Below are 17,173 nucleotides of genomic sequence, written 5' to 3'. Positions count from 1 at the left end.
CCTCATAATTCCCCCTACCCCACAGGATGAATGTCGGTATAATGCGCGTTTCAGCTTTTTATCGATGAATAGCATTATGATCAAGAACCTGGTTGCAACCTACCTCAAAGGCATGGCGATGGGCGCTGCGGATGTAGTCCCTGGTGTCTCTGGCGGTACGATCGCATTTATTACCGGTATCTACACGCAGTTACTTGAGAGTATTCGGCGTATCACGCCGCGTCTTTTTACACTGTGGCGCAAAGAGGGTTTCAAGGCTGTCTGGCAACATGTTAACGGCACCTTTCTTTGTGTACTCTTAGCCGGCATTCTGACCAGCATTGCCAGTCTGGCAAAAGGGATCAGTTGGATGCTAACCCATCATCCCATTCCGCTTTGGTCGTTTTTCTTTGGCTTGATCATCGCTTCAGCGTTGCATATTGCTAAACAATTGCCCGCGCCTAGAATAAGGCCTAAAACAGTTCTCGCCGCACTGCTAGGGATCGGGTTTGCCTATTGGATTACCATTGCCAACCCGTTGCAGCTTACTGCAAGCCCGTTTACCGTATTCCTTGCTGGCGCGATCGCCGTGTGTGCCATGATCTTACCGGGGATTTCTGGCAGTTTTATTTTACTGTTGCTGGGCATGTATAGCCCCATTCTTGATGCGGTACATCAAGGTCAATTCGGTTTACTCGGGCTGTTTGCGGTGGGTGCGATTTGCGGTCTGTTAACTTTCTCTCATGTTTTATCTTGGCTGCTGCGTCACTATTATGCGATCTCGCTGGCTTTTCTCACCGGCCTGATGCTGGGCACGCTAGGCAAAATATGGCCTTGGAAACACACGCTCACATGGCGTACAAATTCATCTGGTGAGCAAGTGCCTCTTATGCAAGATAACCTTCTCCCCAGCGCCTATGAAGCAATCGTGGGACACTCGGCACAAGTTGGCTTGGCTATCGTTGCCATGATAGGTGGCTTTGTGCTGGTATTACTGCTAGAGCGTTTCTCGCCTGCTCAGGACTAAATCATGAATACATCACCCTCACAGTCGCCCGTGAGTCGCCCACTATTTATCACTGTCGGTCTACTCGTGCTGGCAGTGATTGCTTTTTTCCTTCCCTCTTGGCTGTCTGGCTTTTTCTCTACCGCCTCGAGTTCAACCATCGCGCCAGCCGCATACTGTTCACTCAATCAACAGACATGCCAATACAAGGGCTATCAAGCCAGTTTAGGCAATCCAATGGTTCATCCACTACACGCCAATACCCTCACGGTGACCGCCCCCCAACCGCTTGCCACGGATACCATGCTCGTCAAGCTTAAAGGGGTCGAAATGAATATGGGTGAATATCGGCTTGCGCTCAAAAAAACCGATACACTCACCTATCAAGGCGAGTTGATGCTGCCCGTTTGCACCGAAGACAACATGACATGGGCAGGCGCTATTACCCTGAATGATGACGTAAACAACTCATTCCCGATCAAAGTACGCATGGAGCGACTATGAGTAAGAAAGCTTGGCTTGTCGCCATTATTGCTGTTTGTTTTGGCTTAGGTGCCCGCGCGCTATTTGACAACTATCAAACGTCACAAAAGCAGGTACAAGCAGGGGCATTAGAGTCACAAGGGCAACCATTTAATCTTTATAATACCGATGACCCACGTCCTCGCATTGTTTATTTTGGTTATACCCACTGCCCTGATGTTTGTCCGACGTCGCTCGCCGTATTGTCTGCAGCGTTAAAATCGTTGCCCGAGCCGACACGAAACGCAGTGTCGCCAATCTTTATCACCCTCGACCCAAAGCGTGATACAAGCGAAAAAGCAGCAGAGTATGCCCATTTTTTCCATCCCAGCATCACCGGCGCCAGTGGTTCAGAGGCGCAAATTGCACAGCTGGCAAAGCGCTATGGGGTTTTATATCGCATCACCGAGCTGGAAGACTCCGCCATGGATTATGCCGTTGACCATAGCTCCTTTTTTTATTTTCTCTCGCCTAATGGTGAGCTGCTAGAGAAAGTCCCCCACACTTTAAACCCTGAGATGCTGGTTGCAGCGATTGAACGGGTCACTGATCAAAATAAGGAATAACAATGACATCATTCAAATCTTTTGTTGCCGCTATCGCCTTTATGGTTGCACCATTCGTGCATGCCCATGGTGAGTTTTTTATTCATGACGCCTATGCGCGTGCCACTGCACCTGGTGCACCAAATAGTGCCGCCTTTATGATTATTGATAATCAAAGTGAGGTGCTAAAACGTGTGGTGAGCGCGAGCACCCCTGCCGCAAAGCGGGTTGAGCTGCATGAACACGCGATGGTGGATGGCATGATGGAAATGCGACAAATCGCGCAAATTCTGGTGCCTAAAGGCGAACAAGTCACGTTGAAACCAGGCGGCCTACATGTGATGCTTTTTGATCTTACCCAGCCACTCAAAGTAGGCGAGCACATTTCATTGACATTAAACACCGCAGACGGTCATTCACTGACCAAACAGATCCCTGTTAAGTCTGTCATGGCGGGGATGAAACATCACAACAAAGAGATGCACGCAAACCACGAATAAGCACTATATTGGATACCTTTTACCTCGCTAAATGTTAACTGGGTCAAGCTCTGCTATTTAAGTAAAGGATTATCCAGCATAAATGCGGTAAAGCGTCTAAGGTTGACAATAGTCGCGCTCATGCGTGACCCTGATGACGCGATTGCTATGACAAACAACAATAGCGAGGTAATTTATGAAAATCCGTCCAATGGCGCTAGCCGCTATCGCATCGAGCATGTTACTCGTCGGCTGTACCAGCAACACGGCGTTACAACAAAGCGTTGATGATTTATCAGCGAAAGTCGATGCATTGTCCAACGACGTTTCCATGATGAAAAGTGACGTGAGTGATACCAAAGATACCTCTCAAATGGCCTACGACGAAGCCAAACGTGCTAACAAGCGCATCGATAATATGGCGCAGTCTTACACGAAATAACGTAGTGCTATAACCAATGACGCATTGAATAAACAAAAACGGCGCAATCCCTGCGCCGTTTTTTTATTTCGTGACCCTCTGTCTACATCAGCGCATTGCACGCATTTTGCCACCCCAATCACGTCAACGCTTCGTATCTACATTCACACGCTCTAAACGCTGCCAAGCTTTTAGCTGCGCTGGTGTCAACGCCGCCACTTCGATCGGTGTTCCTTCCTGCACGGATAAAGCCGCGCGGTAGCGCCGAGTTGACAGCTCCAATCGCTCTAAAATCGCCAACACCTGAGGATCAGGCTTAATAGACAAACGTTCTTTGGTCTCACTTGCGTTTTTTGACAAAGGACGATGCGCCTCTACCATCACTCGCCCATCAGGCTCAACGCTCAACTTCGCGGGCTGATTAATCACCCTCACGGGCGTATGAACGTCCACTTGTTCAAACAGCCATGCCACATCATCAGGACGAAGTCGGATACAGCCAGCGCTGACTCGCAGCCCAATACCAAACGACTTATTCGTACCATGAATTAAATACTCACCGTGGCCATAACCCAGTCTTAAAGCATGATCGCCCAACGGGTTATTAGGCCCGGCTGGCACCACGTCCGGTAGGGTGATGCCACGCTCTTTTTCATACTCCTTACGAATGCTCTGCGGTGGCGTCCACGTCGGGTGTTCACGCTTTTGGCTAATATAGGTATTCATGGTGGGAGTTTCGCGCCCCACTCTACCAATCCCGATGGGAAAGACATGAACATCACGTTGAACGTCCCCTTTTTCTCCCGTTACGTTAGCCTTAGCGTCTGGTTCAGGAAAATAATACAGGCGTAATTCAGCAAGGTTGATCACTATCCCTGAGTGAGGTGGTGAGGGCAACAAGAGCTGGTTGGGCAAGCGCACTAGAGAGCCAGGCTCAGGCAAGTAGGGATCAACTCCTGGGTTGAGCGCTAAGAGCGCCAGAAACCCCATATCATAGTCTTTAGCAATGGCTTCTAAGTGCTCGCCCTTTTTGACGATGTGCGCCTCTGGATAGCCAACAAGTCGACTGCCGTCTGTGGGTAAAGGGTACTGGGTAGCAAACGCTGCTGGCATATTTAACGCCCAAAGCACCGCACAGGCTAACCCCAGCTGTGCGATCTTTTTGTTCAACAACGACGGGAACAGGCTAGAAATAAATGCGCGCCCCAGCGGCTCCTTCAAACTCAATATCGCCTTTCTCCTCCCAATACCACGTCGTGCCCGCCTCGGCGAACAACTCCATATCGCCAGTGCCAACCGGAAGCGTCACGCCGAGCCCTGCTCGCGGCCCCCATTGGTGCGTTGAGTCATCCACCCACTGTCCACCAGCGTACACGTACATCGGTGCATATTCCATCCGCCCGAGCCATTCTCCCAAGTTCCACGTGCCATCCACTGCCACCCCGAACTTATCGATACCCGCTTGGATTTTGAACTGATTTTGTTTCACGGTCACACCTGACATTGGCGAGCCAAGGAAAACCCCCGCCGCAAGGCCATCAGCCGCGTAAGAAGAAACAGGGACAGAAGCGGCTATCAGCCAAATTATCCTACGAAGCAAAACGTTAAAATTCATTGTATTCCGTTGTATCACTGAAACATGCAATGACACAGTAGCAATTTTGGTGCCAAGAGAAATATGATGAAGAAACAAACCATCCTGCGTATTTTGTGTTCTACTTTATCGAAATCGACGGCACGCTGAGGTCCATTCACCGGTATCTAGCCGAACAGGGTGGCAATAATCTGCCAATACTCGTATGCGTGCTTGTTGCCGATCGTGCCGTTTGCGCATCCCAAAAGGACACCGATCATCAGTTTCAAAGCTAAAGCGATGAGAAAGTGCGCACAAAGTAGCGTTTCTCCCTGATTTATTGGGCGATTTAAGTGATATACTGCATACTTTAGACTGTGCACCTTTAAGAGTCTGCACAACAAGGGAGCATCCGCTTCAAGACGTTTTTGGTAGGAGTAACGGGTTTTTGTTAGATGATCTGATCTCGCTGGCACTGCGCCAGTTTCAGCAAGATTGCGTCAAATTGTGCGAGCATCACTACCCGACGGTTCATAACCGAGGGATGCGTGATCCCCACATGGGCAAAGCACTCGCACGTCGACTCATGCGAGTGCTAGAGGCACACGACAAGCCCGCACAGTTTAACTTACTTGATGATACTCGCCCGCATAGCCAAACCGTTTATCAACTACAACTTGACGGCAGTGCGATATACATTCTTGCCCACCGCCTACTCAGCGGCAATAACGCCTGTCGTGATGCTTTGGTGCGTGACGTTGCTTGGCTACTGAATCATGGCATCACAAACCCTGCCGAGCCTGGGCGCGTGATTGTGGTTAGTGATCACTGGATTGACCGCACCAACGCCAGCAAAGCCATCCCTTCTTGGTGGTTAGGCCATCAACCTATCCATGCTGACGCCTACAGAGCACAAGGTATCCGACTAACCAATGCGACGTCGAGCCTTGCTGAAACCATCGCACCCTTGGGGTTAACCGAGGGAAGATACCGTATATTTCACCCTTTGTTTCGCAAAAAGGATGGCTTACCGTTGCACAAATACCTTCTACTCACCGCCACGTTCCCGCTCGGTGCGGAAGAGGACACAAATAGTCTTTAATGCGGCTTATGCCACACTGATTTAAAATCAAACCAACCCACAGCATTCGATGCCACATCCTGTAGATCTGGCGTCGCCATGACGCCCATCCAGATATGAAACAGCGGTACCATTTGGTGGGCCACTAAGTGTCGGGCCAAGTTTTCCGCACAGCCATCATCTTGTGTCTCTCGCCAGCGCTGTGTATAGGCGTCAATGGTTTCGAGCATATGATCAGTACAAGCACTCAAGATAAGATCATGCGTGCCAAGCCAGTTGAATAAACCCGCCTGACCGCGCTCGCCAAAACTCAATGCCCCCAGCCAAATATCGATTTTACGACCATGTTGACCGCTAAAGTAATCAGCAGAAGATAGTGCGAGAGTGTTAACTTGAATGCCATCCTCACTTAAATGTGCCTGCATCGCTTTCGCAATAATCGGATACAAAGGGTGCTCAGATAGATACGCGACCGTCAGTGAAGTCGGCGCTGGCGCACTTGGCGCTGCGTCTCCTTGCTCATGATGCATCCAGCCAGGCATCAGCCCATAAGCGTTAAAAAGCCGGTACTCGCCCATGCCACAATGCGCCAAACGCGGAAGCAGCTGCAAAGATGACAGCTTGGCATGCAAGTATTCACGCCAAGCTGCCTGTTTCGCCAATCCATCGCGACAATTCAGCAACAGGTAACCCGCTCCCTGATCCATCTCTAGTTTTTGACTAAGCTTGGTTTGGTGGCTTGCTAATCGTTCCGGCGTCAACGATGTACTCGGGGTTAAGTAACACATCGCCGCCTCGTCAAAGACCATAATCTGAATTTCATCGGTCAGCGCGCGATACCCAAAATACTCATCAAATGCCTCAAGCACTAAGCGATGTGGTTGCTTCTCTACCACGCGATAGGGGCCCGTACCTATCGGTTGATCGTCACATTGCTTGCTTTTTTGTCGCTCAGCCGGGCGAACAACTGCTTCAGGCAAGGTAAGCGTATGATCAAACCTCGGGTCAGGTGAGGAAAGGTACACATCAATCATCCGCGGTCCCGGTGACTCGACACGTAAAAGATGAGCAAAGAATCGCCGTGTTGAAAGGTTAGATAAGCTTGCGATCACATCCTGCTCACCCATCAGCCGGCCATCATGAAAACGAACACCCGGGCGAAGATAAAACCGCCAATGTGTCGCTGATACCGCTTCCCAATGATGGGCTAAATCCGGTGCCACAACCCGCTCACTGTCACCATATCGCACCAAGCCATTGAAGATTTGCCCCACGATATGCTGCTCGGAACGGCGCAAAGGCTTACAAGGGTCGAGGGTTTCAAGCTGGCGGTAATAAGGTAAGCGTACAATTTGCCGACCGTTTTGCGTACTCGGTCCCATTTGCTTTTGAATTAACGCCGCGAGTTTGGTCGAATCATGGTCAAGGCACGCCAAGGCTTGATCCATTTTGCCCTGCCCCAACCAATGTGCGGCCTGCTCTTCTCTTAGTGCTATTTCGCTGCGCAAGAACGCAAGGCGTGAGAGCTTCCCTCTCCCCACGGAAGGCTGCCAGGTCAGCCAGCCTTGCTCTTCTAGTTTACTCAGCACCATCCGCGCATTACGCCGCGTACATGCCAAAATGTCAGCGACGGCCTGTAGTGTGGTATCGGTATCGTCGCCGTTAAAGTGATGATAAAGGCGGGTGAACTGTGCGCGAAGTCGCTGACCTGACATAAAAGAGGAACCCAATAATCACAAAAACCAGTGGAAGTATTTCCTATTTTACGCAGAACAAGGCATGACGTCTGCTCATATCTTGATCACTCGCACTCAGGCTGTGATCTCTGGCAGGCATTACAAACCGCCATTCCCCGACAGTGGTTTGTTATTCCAACCGACTCAGTTATGATGCTTCCTCTTTGTCGATAATGAATAGGGTGTTTATGATCGCGCCGGCTGTTATTTCCCATTTTGATATCAAACAACGCTGGATGGCTTGCCACGTAAAAAAAGCGCAATTCCCAACCAAGGAAAGCCTTGCGGGTTTTGATATCTATCATGCCGCTGCTCATCCCCCACAACCTTTTGACAAACCAAACGCACCCACTCATCAGCCACTCACTCTCTATTGGGTCGACAATCACCCACTGATGATTCAGTATGCCAAGCTTCAGGCGCAACAGTGGCCAGAGTCAGATCGCGCCAATATGCTGGCCTATTTCGCGCAACTAGCCCTTGAAGATGGCGTTGAAATTGCTGACGCCACGGTGTCTCTATGTATCGGTACTCTAAATGGGGAAACCTGCGCCGCCGCTATGCGGGTCGACACAGTGTTAGATGGTCAAGCAGTTAGTGGTATTTATGATGTCGTCGCCCCTGATGAGAATGCACAAGCACAACTTCTCTATGCGCTCACTCAGGACGAGAGCGGCGATGACAGGCTATGGGTCATCGCCCGCTAGCGGGAGAGACGCTGATTTTTGAGGGGAGCCACCACTTCCTCAAGCCCTTCCACTTTTAATGCCAAGCACAATTGCATCAGCTCTCCTAACTCGCCTTTCGGAAACTCGGCTTTGTTTTGAAACCACAGTAAGTATTCTTCAGGCAGATCAATCAACACCCGCCCAGCATATTTTCCGAAAGGCATGGGCAGGGTGGCTAACTTAATAAGCTGTTGTTTATCCATCAATGCATTCCGTATTAGGCGGTGGCGTGTCGCTGTTCAAGACGTTGACTTGCGATCATCTCAAGCAACATAGTTTCACGTACTAGCGATTGTCCTGCTTTCTCACTGTTTGCCATCACCGCTTTGTTATGCGCAATTGCATAGCCAATGCTCACCCACACGGGCCGCATACCGTTATGGATCTCGTAGTGCTCGAACGTGGGAGTGCCGAGCTCTCGATCGACTTGGCAATAGAAGCAGTAAGACAACATGTGCATCACATCGGCGCCGTCACGATACCAAGGGCGGTATTCCTCAAAGCAGCCAAACGGGCGAATATCTCGAATATGTTGCGCGCCTGTCTCTTCTTCTAACTCACGGATCATGGCTTGCTCTGGGGTTTCCCCCTCATCCATACCGCCACCGGGGAGCGAATAATCATCATAACGTGCGGTATACATCAGCAAAATCTCATCGCCATCTAACGCGATGGCTCGCGCAGCATTTCGCTTGATAATGGCTTTACCTGCCAGCGGTAGTACCCGCTCATCCGTATGTTTGGCTATGATTTGCATAGTCACTCGCGTCATTAAAAAAGGCGCACAAGCATATCACACATAACGCATCACAAAGCGGATGATTTCTGCGCGCACAAAAACTTAATTTTATCCGCGTTTAAATACCGTTAGTACGCTATTTGAGTAATACTGATGCTGTGATGCAAGTCAGGATAATGTTGCAGGAAGGACAATCTAGGATGTTGCAAAAAATTGACATACAGCAGCTAACCCTTGGTATGTATGTTGAACAAATCGAAACTGAACATGCCCGAACACGCATGGCAAAGCCAGGCTATGTTCGCCGTCCTGAGACTATCCAAAAACTAAAACAAAGTGGCGTTAACTATGTCTGGATAGATGCTGATCAGATCCTAGATATCAATGAAATCCAGTACAAAGGCACACTCTATCAAGGTAAGTATGCGTCAACCGGCGCGGATATCGACAAAGCACGTGCGCTCATCGATTCATCGAAGCAACAACTGAGTCGCTTGTTAAATGACATTTATGCCAATAAAGCCATTGATGTTGCGCCCCTTGAGGCATTGGGCAGTAACATTGTCGACAACATTTTTGAGCGTCAACACGCCATTGCCTGGATCAGCGGCATTCGGGATAAAAGTGCCTACCTGATGGAGCACTCGCTCAACGTGGCCTTTTTGTTGGTGAGCTTTGGCAGGCATCTAGGGTTTGATCATGCGACTTTGCAAGAGCTTGCCGTCGGTGGGCTAGTGCATGATATCGGTAAAGTGCTGGTTGCCGATGAAGTGCTCAACAAACCGGGCAAACTCACCGCTGAAGAATTCGACCACATGAAACTCCATCAAGTGTTTTCTCAACCGGTCTTAGACAGTATCCCAGATCTCTCACAAATCGCCCGCGATGTGAGTTTGATGCATCACGAGAAACTGGACGGTAATGGTTATCCAAACGGGCTAAAAGGAGAACAGTTACACACCATTGGCCGTATGAGTGGCATTGTCGATATTTATGATGCATTGACAGCTGACCGCTGTTACAAGCGGGCGATGTCGCCGTCTGAAGCCTTTAAAATCATGATGGGACTCACGCCGTTTCATTTGGATCCCACTTTATTGCGCGCCTTTATTCAATGTATTGGCTTTTACCCTGTTGGCTCTCTCGTTGAGCTGGCGGATGGACGTGTCGGCTTGGTATGGCAAGAAAACCTAGACGAGTTGACCCGCCCTGTGGTCAAGTTGTTCTATTCGGTTCGGAGTCAGCGGTTTCGTGAAGTGGAATATGTTGATCTCGATAAGCGCCATGATTTGCGTATCGCCCGTGCCACCAGCGAAATGGCACTCGATATTCGTGTTGATGCCTTTCGTTAATCCTGTGACGAGGCGAAGGCTTTTGCGTATACTGCCCTCCCTCAGTGAAAATGCCTTTTAAGAAAGAGAGAGAAAAATGAGAGTTTGCGCGGTTGATTTAAAAGCTAACGAAGCGAATATTGTGTTACTCGATAGTGACAACGATTTGTTTTCGGTGCCTGAATGTCGAGCCAAGAAAATCACACTGCCCTCGCCAGAAGCCCAAGAAAGCATTCAACATTTCCATCGCACCATGAGCAAACTCATCGAAGATTATCAGGTGGACAAAATCGTTATCCGTGAGCGCCAGACCAAAGGCAAATTTGCAGGGAGCAGTGCCGGCTTCAAAATGGAGGCCGCTCTGCAGCTCATCGAAGGCGTTGACGCGGAAGTTTTCTCCTCCAGCGTGATGAAACAAACGCTAAAACGTCATCCCATCGACGTAAATTTAAAGGAACTAGGCTTAAAGCAGTTTCAGGAAAACGCCTTTCTTACCGCTTGCGCCTATTGTAATAAAGATAAAAAATAGTAATAAAGACAAAGAATAACGCGCCGAACACGGAGGTACCATGAGCACGAAAATCTACTCTTCCCCGCTAGGGCCATTAACACTGCTGGCCAATAAACAGGGATTAACGGCTCTGTACCTCCCTAATCGCGCACCGAATCACATTGATCAAATCCGTTCGCAAGAAAGCGCCGCTATTCTCGAGCAGGCCTGCCAGCAACTTGATGAGTACTTTGCTGGCACGCGACAGACATTCTCGGTGCCACTTGCACCGCAGGGCACGGCCTTTCAACAGCGTGTATGGCAGGCACTGCAATCCATTCCCTTTGGTGAAACGGCTAGCTATCAAGCGATTTCTCATCGTATTGGTAACCCCAAAGCCAACCAAGCCGTGGGCAGCGCCAATGGCAAAAATCCGATTTCTATTATTATCCCTTGTCACCGGATTATTGGCCGCCGAGGACAGTTGGTCGGCTATGGGGGTGGTTTAACCGCCAAGCGTACCTTGCTGATGTGGGAGGCCACAGGTAAGTGGCCTGATTATGTCTCAACCGAACTGATCGGCGCAGACCCAGCCCTGCCGTAGCATCCGCTCACGCGGCAAGCGGTTTGACCAGGCGTTCTGGGGTCAGATGAAAACCACAGTGTATATAAAAACTTTGTGCGTCATCTTTTTGGTAGCTTGGAACCACTTCAATGTGATCACATCCTTTTGCCATCAGTGCGTGCTCGGCAGCCATAAGCAGTTGACGGCCCAAGGTCATATCGCGGAACGGTTCATCAACAATAATGGTACTAATGCGCCCCATGTGGCCTGACAAACCCAATTGTGGGATCACTTGACAGACCACCACACCCGCCACCAAACCGCACAGCTCGGCCACGCTCACTGACACCAAGTCCTGATTGAGTAAGTGCTTGATGTGGCGCCGCATCTGACGTTTATCTATCTCATCTGACTGGCAACGGGCGCAGAGTTGGCTAATTGTATCGATATCTTTATCAGTAGCTTGCCTTATCATTGTCGCCTTCCTTATTTGGATGATCCCCACCTGCAAACGACTGGTTCAATATACCGGCGGGAATTCATATACCTTTGATTGTAATAATTATTTTCTACTTAATTTGAGCGGTTTGCGTCCCCGCCATACGGCTTACCGTCACGCGACGGTCAAAGAAAAAACCCTCATTACCCGCTTGGCTATCCAATGGCTGACTGTCTCCATACGCCACCGTATTGAGCTGACGCGGATCAACACCCACCGATACCAGATAATCTTTTACTGCTTGCACACGACGTTCCGATAGCGCTTGGTTATAGCCTTGACGCCCTCTTGGATCGGCATAGCCTGCGAGTTGCCATTGAGCATTTGGCATTTGTTGAATAAACCCGGCAAGCTCATCAAGCTGGATCATAAAGTGCGGCTCAATATCAGCCGAGCTCGTGCGAAACTGAATGTTCATCGCTAAGGCAAGATCGTCTACCTGATTCTGCGCACTGCGCAAACGCGCCAGCTCAAGCTGCGCCTCATTATATTTTTGGCTAATACGACTCAGCGATTGATTCTCGCCTCGGATAGTTTGAATCGTATCACCCTGCTCGTTGGCCAAGTCTTCATAGCTGGCATTTTGCCCCATCACAGTGCCAATAATGGCCCCTGCAACCGCACCGACGGGGCCTGCCACTACCGCCCCAGCAATGGCACCACTTCCCATCCCGATCAACTCAGGTTGTTTATTGCGTTCAACCTCACTGGCGGCCATCCCTTGTGGCGTGGCAACCGCAAACATTGAAACGGCAAATACAGAGTGAGTCAGTTGTTTTTTAATATCCATCTTATCCTCGCTTACGATTAATCGTGCTGGTTGGTATGGCGCTATTAAAGCAAGCACTTAAGGCATTTTGCGGGAGTAAAAATGGCAATCTGGCGATCAATAGTGGCAAAAAAATGGCAATTTACATTTCATGCGAGAAGAGGGTTTTCTCTGCACACAGTTTGGGTATAGTCATCACAACGCAAGTAAGAAGACAACGTTATGAAACACATCGCGATAGTGGAAGATGATGCGGCGATCCGAGAAAACTACGCCGATGTTATCCGCCGCCAGGGTTACCAAGTCCACACCTACCAAGACCGGCCCAGCGCGCAGGCGGCCTTTGAGCAGCAATTGCCCGATCTGGCGATCATCGATATTGGTTTAGGGAGTGAAATCGATGGAGGGTTTGCCCTTTGCCAATCCCTCCGCGCCTTGTCGGCGACGGTGCCGATTATATTCCTCACCGCTCGCGACAGTGATATTGATACCGTGGTCGGTCTGAGAATGGGCGCGGATGACTATCTCACCAAGGATGTGTCTTTGCCGCACTTAATGGCACGTATTGCAGCATTATTCCGACGCTCTGATCTATTGGCACAAACACCCTCAAAGGAAGATAAGCGTCTCCATTGCGGCCCGCTGTACCTCGATCTCGATCGGATGCGCGTCTATTGGCATGAAACGCTTATTGACCTCACCGTGACCGAATTTTGGATGGTGCACGCCCTCGTAAAACGACCCGGGCATGTTAAAAGCCGTCAAGCACTCATGGATGAAGCACACGCGGTGGTGGATGACAGCACTATCACCTCACACATTAAGCGTATTCGCAAAAAGTTTATGGTCGTTGATAGCCAATTTGACTGTATTAGTACGGTTTATGGCATGGGGTATCGCTGGGACGAGGCATCAGCATGATCGCTAGGTTACGCCCATTTGCGCGTCGCGTATGGCAACATCTAGCTGGGATCCGCACCAAAATAGTGGTGCTATCGAGCTTTTTGCTGCTGCTGCCCTATCTGGGGTATCAATATGTGTGGGAGATGGAAACCGTATTACGGCAAGGGCAAGAGCAAACCCTGATGGGCACCGCACGCGCCTTTGCCATGGGAATGAATGACCGGCCCAGCTTGTTTTCCTATCGAGACACTCCCTCTCAGCTCGACCCAGGAAAAGATCTGCACGCGTTTCGCCTCAATCACCCGATAACCTTGGACGGTGACTTGGACGATTGGCAGCGCGATCGCCATCATCAGCGCCTCTATCAGCGTGATGGCCTGATTTTTAATCAACGCCCCTACCACAGCGACCAATTAGCGTTGTCAGTGCTCACCGGCAGCAATACCTATTCTGTTTATTTCGGTCTCAATGTCACCGATGCTACCCCCACACCGGCCCAGAAAAAGGGGGATATCACCAGCCAAGACCACGTGATTATCGCGCTCACGTCACCCCAGGGGGCGTTTTATCGCGTCGCGATAAGCCAGGCCCGCAATAGCGATAATGCCCACATTACTCATCTCGCCAATGGGCTGCCCAAGCTGGCCGATGAGACCTCGACCGAAGGCCCCGCTCAGCCTTTACCCATCGCGGCAAAATGGCAAACTACAGACCAAGGCTACAGCATTGAAGTGAAACTTCCGGCAACATGGGTGGGTCAGCAATTAGCCCTCGCCTATTACGATCGCGGCAATGGTTTCGAGCGGCCACTCAACGCCATCATTGGCAGTGCTTCAACGCGCTCGCCCACGACACTTGGCAGCTTTATGATGCCCTCTGCCGCAATCCAATCTCTGGTTGAACGAATGAATAACGATGCGTCACGGGTTTGGGTCGTCGACAAGCACAGTCGCGTGCTCGCCAAGGATGGCGATATTCAAACCTCTAATGGCGTTTGGCAACCTCAGTCACCTTCACACCAATCAGAGGGTTTGATCCCCTGGATAACTGATACACTGCTACGCCCCTGGTATGACCGCTTACTCGTGACACCACCCGATCACTTCATCGACGCCATGCAGCAAGCCTCTATTTACCAGGGTGTCCAGGCACAGCAAGCGTTGCAAGGACGGCCTTATGCGGGTTGGCGCAGTTCGGACGATAACCAAGCGATGATCTTATCGGCTGCCTACCCAATCTGGCTCGACGACCATGTCGCCGGTGCGGTGATCGTCGAAGAGACCACCAACGGCATTCGCAGTTTACGTAATGACGCATTGGAAACCCTCTTTTCAGTCATGCTTGCAGTGATTTGCACTGGCGTGCTGTTACTGCTCTTATTTGGATCCCATATCGCCAAGCGTTTACGCCGCCTCCAGCACGAGGCCGATCATGCAATCGATAGCCAAGGCCGGGTCACAGGGCACATCACCACCACGCATAGCCATGATGAGATTGGTCGGCTGTCACGCACTATGGCTGATATGGTCAGCCGAATTGCCGGCTATAACCACTATTTGGAAGCCATGAGCTCGCGGTTATCCCACGAGCTACGTACGCCGATTGCGGTGGTTCGCTCCTCGCTCGAGAATATGGCCTACACGCAGGAAAACCCAGAGCAATTGACCTACATTAATCGCGCGCAAGATGGGGTTCATCGTCTCGCGGGGATTTTGTCGACGTTAACCGAAGCCACACGCCTAGAGCAGAGCTTTGATAATGCTGACAAGGAAACGGTCAATCTCAATGCCTTGCTGGAAGGGTGTACCCAAGGCTACCAATTCGCTTATCCAGATAAGGCTTTTACCTTAAGCCTTCCCCATCACACTGTAGAAGTGTTGGGGGTTCCCGACTACCTTGCGCAGTTGCTAGACAAGCTTGTGTCCAACGCCGTGGAGTTTGATGATGGGACCGCGCCTATCTCACTGACGCTGTCACAAGATGCCCATCAGGCAGCCATGACAGTAAGCAATCACGGTCCATTGCTCCCCGAACATATGCGCGAGCAACTGTTTAACTCTATGGTCAGTGTCCGCCCTGAAGGCCACAGCGCAGACAAACCTCACCTTGGCTTAGGGCTGTATATCGCACGGCTGATTGCTGACTTTCATCAAGCCGATCTTGTCGCTGATAATCGGCCACAGCAAGATGGAGTGACACTGTCACTTATATGGCCTCATACGTAGTTAATCACACTGATTGATCTCAACCACATTGACCCCAATACTGATTAATGGTGCCCGACACTGATAAGGGCCCGTACTTTTCATGGGGTCACACTTTTCATTGGGTCACATATAGCGTGACGCCCCGAGCAAGGAGCCAATATGATTGAATTTTATTCTGCCGCCACACCTAACGGCCAGAAAGTCGCCATTGCACTAGAAGAAATGGGGCTGGATTATCAACTACACAGCGTTGATTTAATGGCCAATGAGCAAAAACAGCCCGACTTTTTAGCCATCAACCCCAATGGCCGCATTCCTGCGATTGTCGATAAAGCCAATGGCGATTTTCCGGTTTTTGAGTCAGGGGCGATTTTGTTGTATCTCGCAGAAAAAACGGGGCAATTCTTACCCAGCGATCCCAAGGCGCGCTCACAAGCGATTCAGTGGCTAATGTTCCAAATGGGGGGCGTGGGGCCAATGATGGGGCAAGCCAATGTCTTCTACCGCTATTTCCCAGAGAAGATCCCCGCTGCCATTGAACGCTATCAAAAAGAAGGCCGCCGCCTCCTTGAAGTGGTCGATAAGCAACTGCAACAGCACCCTTACTTGGCAGGAGATAGCTATACCATTGCCGATATGGCAACCTGGCCCTGGGCTAGGATCCATGAATGGAGCGGTGTCGATGTTAGCGGATTAGACGCGCTACAAGCGTGGCTAGATAAACTCGCGGCACGTCCTGCTTGTCAAAAAGCCTTAATCACTCCCGCACCTAAAGAAGCCACGGATGATGAACGTGCAAAGCAGGTACGTGGTATGGTGACGCGATAGCAGAATCGCTATACTAGCGCGTCACGTTCGAGTCAGACAGGCAGTTTGTTAGCTGCCTGTCTGCGGTTTTGGTCGTTTTGAGGAGGTCGCGTGTTAACACCTTGCATTGGTCACTGTCGGCGCGAAGAAGACATTTGCGTCGGTTGCAAACGCACGCTTGACGAAATTGTTCACTGGGGAAAGATGACAGACAACGAGCGCGAAACGATTATGTTAGAGCTAGCAAATCGACCTGATCCTTGCTCTACTGAGCCGCCTCGCCGCTCACGAAACCCGTTCAAGCGCCGCACTGGCTGAAGGCGCAAGCGGCTTACGATACTCAATAATCACCGTGCTTCCTTCATAGTGCACCGCTTCAATAGCTCCATCGACAATCACCTTGCTGGTGACCAAGACATCTTGATCAATCTGCTCGCGGTCGCGCAAGCTGGGGAGAACCTTGTTCGGCTCAACGCCCATCGCCTGACAAAACGCAAACACAAATCGGCTATCAAGGACGGCGTCACCGTGAATACACCGAGAAAAGCTAAGGTGGCTGATCTCTAACTTTTTTGCCATTTCTATCTGGGTAATCCGAGCTTTGGCTTTATAAGACATCCATGTTTCGTACAAAGCCTGTCTGTCTTGGTCATTAAACGTCATCACGGTTTCCATTGGCTATCGTTTAAAAGCCACTAGCCTAGCAACCCATTACTCCACAATGTCAGCGCCGGGTAAACGGCGAGTAAATCTTGCTGGAATCGCGCGGCTCGGTTAGGATCCGTGTGCCCTG

General features: G+C 50.4%; 22 protein-coding genes. 14 read left to right on the top strand and 8 right to left on the bottom strand.

Features of this window, described 5'->3' with window-relative positions:
• Positions 1-76: 76 nt before the first annotated feature.
• From N8M53_RS15225 to N8M53_RS15205, 5 genes are all read left to right on the top strand, one after another.
• Entirely contained in the window at positions 77-1,006 is a 930-nt protein-coding gene (locus tag N8M53_RS15225; RefSeq protein WP_269580191.1) for a DUF368 domain-containing protein, read from the top strand.
• A gap of 3 nt (positions 1,007-1,009) precedes the next feature.
• Complete coding sequence (locus tag N8M53_RS15220) at positions 1,010-1,489, top strand: hypothetical protein (protein WP_269580190.1); 480 nt, start codon at positions 1,010-1,012, stop codon at positions 1,487-1,489.
• Positions 1,486-2,073, top strand: coding sequence for an SCO family protein (locus tag N8M53_RS15215; protein WP_269580189.1), 588 nt, complete (start codon positions 1,486-1,488; stop codon positions 2,071-2,073). The genes N8M53_RS15220 and N8M53_RS15215 overlap by 4 nt, the downstream gene beginning before the upstream one ends.
• Before the next feature lie 2 nt (positions 2,074-2,075).
• Complete coding sequence (locus N8M53_RS15210; RefSeq protein ID WP_269580188.1) at positions 2,076-2,552, top strand: copper chaperone PCu(A)C; 477 nt, start codon at positions 2,076-2,078, stop codon at positions 2,550-2,552.
• A 175-nt stretch (positions 2,553-2,727) separates the two neighbouring features.
• Positions 2,728-2,973, top strand: a complete 246-nt coding sequence (locus N8M53_RS15205; protein ID WP_077772835.1) for an Lpp/OprI family alanine-zipper lipoprotein — start codon at positions 2,728-2,730, stop codon at positions 2,971-2,973.
• Positions 2,974-3,096: 123 nt separating this feature from the next.
• Here N8M53_RS15205 and N8M53_RS15200 read toward each other — a convergent pair whose 3' ends face one another.
• Positions 3,097-4,065 (bottom strand): L,D-transpeptidase family protein, encoded by a 969-nt coding sequence (locus tag N8M53_RS15200; RefSeq protein WP_269580542.1) that lies wholly within the window; start codon positions 4,063-4,065, stop codon positions 3,097-3,099.
• A gap of 73 nt (positions 4,066-4,138) precedes the next feature.
• Entirely contained in the window at positions 4,139-4,567 is a 429-nt protein-coding gene (locus N8M53_RS15195) for a hypothetical protein (protein ID WP_269580187.1), read from the bottom strand.
• Between the two features lie 406 nt (positions 4,568-4,973).
• Here N8M53_RS15195 and N8M53_RS15190 point away from each other — a divergent pair, with 406 nt between their 5' ends.
• Positions 4,974-5,627, top strand: coding sequence for a hypothetical protein (locus tag N8M53_RS15190; protein ID WP_269580186.1), 654 nt, complete (start codon positions 4,974-4,976; stop codon positions 5,625-5,627).
• Here N8M53_RS15190 and N8M53_RS15185 read toward each other — a convergent pair.
• Positions 5,624-7,321 (bottom strand): SgrR family transcriptional regulator, encoded by a 1,698-nt coding sequence (locus N8M53_RS15185; RefSeq protein ID WP_269580185.1) that lies wholly within the window; start codon positions 7,319-7,321, stop codon positions 5,624-5,626. The genes N8M53_RS15190 and N8M53_RS15185 overlap by 4 nt on opposite strands.
• Positions 7,322-7,530: 209 nt before the next feature.
• Here N8M53_RS15185 and N8M53_RS15180 point away from each other — a divergent pair, with 209 nt between their 5' ends.
• Positions 7,531-8,049: a hypothetical protein gene (locus N8M53_RS15180; RefSeq protein WP_269580184.1), complete on the top strand. Its 519-nt coding sequence runs from the start codon at positions 7,531-7,533 to the stop codon at positions 8,047-8,049.
• Here N8M53_RS15180 and N8M53_RS15175 read toward each other — a convergent pair.
• Both N8M53_RS15175 and N8M53_RS15170 read right to left on the bottom strand, forming a co-directional pair.
• Complete coding sequence (locus N8M53_RS15175) at positions 8,046-8,273, bottom strand: DUF3820 family protein (RefSeq protein WP_420066619.1); 228 nt, start codon at positions 8,271-8,273, stop codon at positions 8,046-8,048. The two genes, N8M53_RS15180 and N8M53_RS15175, sit on opposite strands and share 4 nt — an antisense overlap.
• A gap of 14 nt (positions 8,274-8,287) precedes the next feature.
• The gene (locus N8M53_RS15170; protein WP_269580182.1) at positions 8,288-8,827 is read right to left on the bottom strand and encodes an NUDIX hydrolase; all 540 of its coding nucleotides are present in this window, start codon (positions 8,825-8,827) and stop codon (positions 8,288-8,290) included.
• Positions 8,828-9,009: 182 nt separating this feature from the next.
• Between N8M53_RS15170 and N8M53_RS15165 the strand changes: the two genes are divergently transcribed.
• The 3 genes from N8M53_RS15165 to N8M53_RS15155 all read left to right on the top strand — a co-directional run bounded on the left by N8M53_RS15165 (position 9,010) and on the right by N8M53_RS15155 (position 11,234).
• Positions 9,010-10,161, top strand: a complete 1,152-nt coding sequence (locus N8M53_RS15165; protein WP_269580181.1) for an HD-GYP domain-containing protein — start codon at positions 9,010-9,012, stop codon at positions 10,159-10,161.
• A gap of 76 nt (positions 10,162-10,237) precedes the next feature.
• Complete coding sequence (locus N8M53_RS15160; protein WP_269580180.1) at positions 10,238-10,669, top strand: DUF3010 family protein; 432 nt, start codon at positions 10,238-10,240, stop codon at positions 10,667-10,669.
• A gap of 40 nt (positions 10,670-10,709) precedes the next feature.
• Positions 10,710-11,234: a methylated-DNA--[protein]-cysteine S-methyltransferase gene (locus N8M53_RS15155; RefSeq protein WP_269580179.1), complete on the top strand. Its 525-nt coding sequence runs from the start codon at positions 10,710-10,712 to the stop codon at positions 11,232-11,234.
• Between the two features lie 7 nt (positions 11,235-11,241).
• Here the strand turns inward: N8M53_RS15155 and N8M53_RS15150 are convergent, their stop codons facing one another.
• Together N8M53_RS15150 and pdsO are read right to left on the bottom strand one after the other, a co-directional pair.
• Positions 11,242-11,670, bottom strand: a complete 429-nt coding sequence (locus N8M53_RS15150; protein ID WP_269580178.1) for a GNAT family N-acetyltransferase — start codon at positions 11,668-11,670, stop codon at positions 11,242-11,244.
• Positions 11,671-11,764: 94 nt separating this feature from the next.
• The gene (gene pdsO / locus N8M53_RS15145) at positions 11,765-12,484 is read right to left on the bottom strand and encodes a sortase-associated OmpA-like protein PdsO (protein ID WP_269580177.1); all 720 of its coding nucleotides are present in this window, start codon (positions 12,482-12,484) and stop codon (positions 11,765-11,767) included.
• A gap of 201 nt (positions 12,485-12,685) precedes the next feature.
• On the opposite strand from pdsO, the gene pdsR reads away from it, so the two are divergent.
• The 4 genes from pdsR (at position 12,686) to N8M53_RS15125 (ending at position 16,698) form a co-directional block, all read left to right on the top strand.
• Positions 12,686-13,384: a proteobacterial dedicated sortase system response regulator gene (gene pdsR, locus N8M53_RS15140; RefSeq protein ID WP_269580176.1), complete on the top strand. Its 699-nt coding sequence runs from the start codon at positions 12,686-12,688 to the stop codon at positions 13,382-13,384.
• A complete protein-coding gene (pdsS, locus tag N8M53_RS15135; protein WP_269580175.1) occupies positions 13,381-15,591 on the top strand; it encodes a proteobacterial dedicated sortase system histidine kinase in 2,211 nt (736 codons plus the stop codon). The genes pdsR and pdsS overlap by 4 nt, the downstream gene beginning before the upstream one ends.
• 141 nt (positions 15,592-15,732) lie before the next feature.
• On the top strand, positions 15,733-16,401 hold the full coding sequence (locus N8M53_RS15130) for a glutathione S-transferase family protein (RefSeq protein ID WP_269580174.1): 669 nt from the start codon (positions 15,733-15,735) through the stop codon (positions 16,399-16,401).
• Positions 16,402-16,491: 90 nt separating this feature from the next.
• Positions 16,492-16,698 (top strand): DUF1289 domain-containing protein, encoded by a 207-nt coding sequence (locus N8M53_RS15125; protein WP_269580173.1) that lies wholly within the window; start codon positions 16,492-16,494, stop codon positions 16,696-16,698.
• Here N8M53_RS15125 and N8M53_RS15120 read toward each other — a convergent pair.
• Positions 16,666-17,055 carry an XRE family transcriptional regulator gene (locus N8M53_RS15120; protein ID WP_269580172.1) on the bottom strand — a complete coding sequence of 130 codons (390 nt, stop codon included), beginning with the start codon at positions 17,053-17,055 and terminating at the stop codon, positions 16,666-16,668. The genes N8M53_RS15125 and N8M53_RS15120 overlap by 33 nt on opposite strands.
• Between the last annotated feature and the right edge of the window lie 118 nt (positions 17,056-17,173).

It is taken from the genome of Salinivibrio kushneri (genome assembly GCF_027286325.1).
Lineage (GTDB): Bacteria > Pseudomonadota > Gammaproteobacteria > Enterobacterales > Vibrionaceae > Salinivibrio > Salinivibrio kushneri_A.
Note: the sequence above shows the minus strand (reverse complement) of the source record. Positions and strands in the feature narration are given on the sequence as shown.

What these genes read in the sequence shown, in the direction of transcription:
- N8M53_RS15225 (WP_269580191.1), top strand. Translation starts at nt 77, where the DNA reads ATGATCAAGAACCTGGTTGCAACCTACCTCAAAGGCATGGCGATGGGC.
- N8M53_RS15220 (WP_269580190.1), top strand. Translation starts at nt 1,010, where the DNA reads ATGAATACATCACCCTCACAGTCGCCCGTGAGTCGCCCACTATTTATC.
- N8M53_RS15215 (WP_269580189.1), top strand. Translation starts at nt 1,486, where the DNA reads ATGAGTAAGAAAGCTTGGCTTGTCGCCATTATTGCTGTTTGTTTTGGC.
- N8M53_RS15210 (WP_269580188.1), top strand. Translation starts at nt 2,076, where the DNA reads ATGACATCATTCAAATCTTTTGTTGCCGCTATCGCCTTTATGGTTGCA.
- N8M53_RS15205 (WP_077772835.1), top strand. Translation starts at nt 2,728, where the DNA reads ATGAAAATCCGTCCAATGGCGCTAGCCGCTATCGCATCGAGCATGTTA.
- N8M53_RS15200 (WP_269580542.1), bottom strand. Translation starts at nt 4,065, where the DNA reads ATGCCAGCAGCGTTTGCTACCCAGTACCCTTTACCCACAGACGGCAGT.
- N8M53_RS15195 (WP_269580187.1), bottom strand. Translation starts at nt 4,567, where the DNA reads ATGAATTTTAACGTTTTGCTTCGTAGGATAATTTGGCTGATAGCCGCT.
- N8M53_RS15185 (WP_269580185.1), bottom strand. Translation starts at nt 7,321, where the DNA reads ATGTCAGGTCAGCGACTTCGCGCACAGTTCACCCGCCTTTATCATCAC.
- N8M53_RS15180 (WP_269580184.1), top strand. Translation starts at nt 7,531, where the DNA reads ATGATCGCGCCGGCTGTTATTTCCCATTTTGATATCAAACAACGCTGG.
- N8M53_RS15175 (WP_420066619.1), bottom strand. Translation starts at nt 8,273, where the DNA reads ATGGATAAACAACAGCTTATTAAGTTAGCCACCCTGCCCATGCCTTTC.
- N8M53_RS15170 (WP_269580182.1), bottom strand. Translation starts at nt 8,827, where the DNA reads ATGCAAATCATAGCCAAACATACGGATGAGCGGGTACTACCGCTGGCA.
- N8M53_RS15165 (WP_269580181.1), top strand. Translation starts at nt 9,010, where the DNA reads ATGTTGCAAAAAATTGACATACAGCAGCTAACCCTTGGTATGTATGTT.
- N8M53_RS15160 (WP_269580180.1), top strand. Translation starts at nt 10,238, where the DNA reads ATGAGAGTTTGCGCGGTTGATTTAAAAGCTAACGAAGCGAATATTGTG.
- N8M53_RS15155 (WP_269580179.1), top strand. Translation starts at nt 10,710, where the DNA reads ATGAGCACGAAAATCTACTCTTCCCCGCTAGGGCCATTAACACTGCTG.
- N8M53_RS15150 (WP_269580178.1), bottom strand. Translation starts at nt 11,670, where the DNA reads ATGATAAGGCAAGCTACTGATAAAGATATCGATACAATTAGCCAACTC.
- pdsO (WP_269580177.1), bottom strand. Translation starts at nt 12,484, where the DNA reads ATGGATATTAAAAAACAACTGACTCACTCTGTATTTGCCGTTTCAATG.
- pdsR (WP_269580176.1), top strand. Translation starts at nt 12,686, where the DNA reads ATGAAACACATCGCGATAGTGGAAGATGATGCGGCGATCCGAGAAAAC.
- pdsS (WP_269580175.1), top strand. Translation starts at nt 13,381, where the DNA reads ATGATCGCTAGGTTACGCCCATTTGCGCGTCGCGTATGGCAACATCTA.
- N8M53_RS15130 (WP_269580174.1), top strand. Translation starts at nt 15,733, where the DNA reads ATGATTGAATTTTATTCTGCCGCCACACCTAACGGCCAGAAAGTCGCC.
- N8M53_RS15120 (WP_269580172.1), bottom strand. Translation starts at nt 17,055, where the DNA reads ATGGAAACCGTGATGACGTTTAATGACCAAGACAGACAGGCTTTGTAC.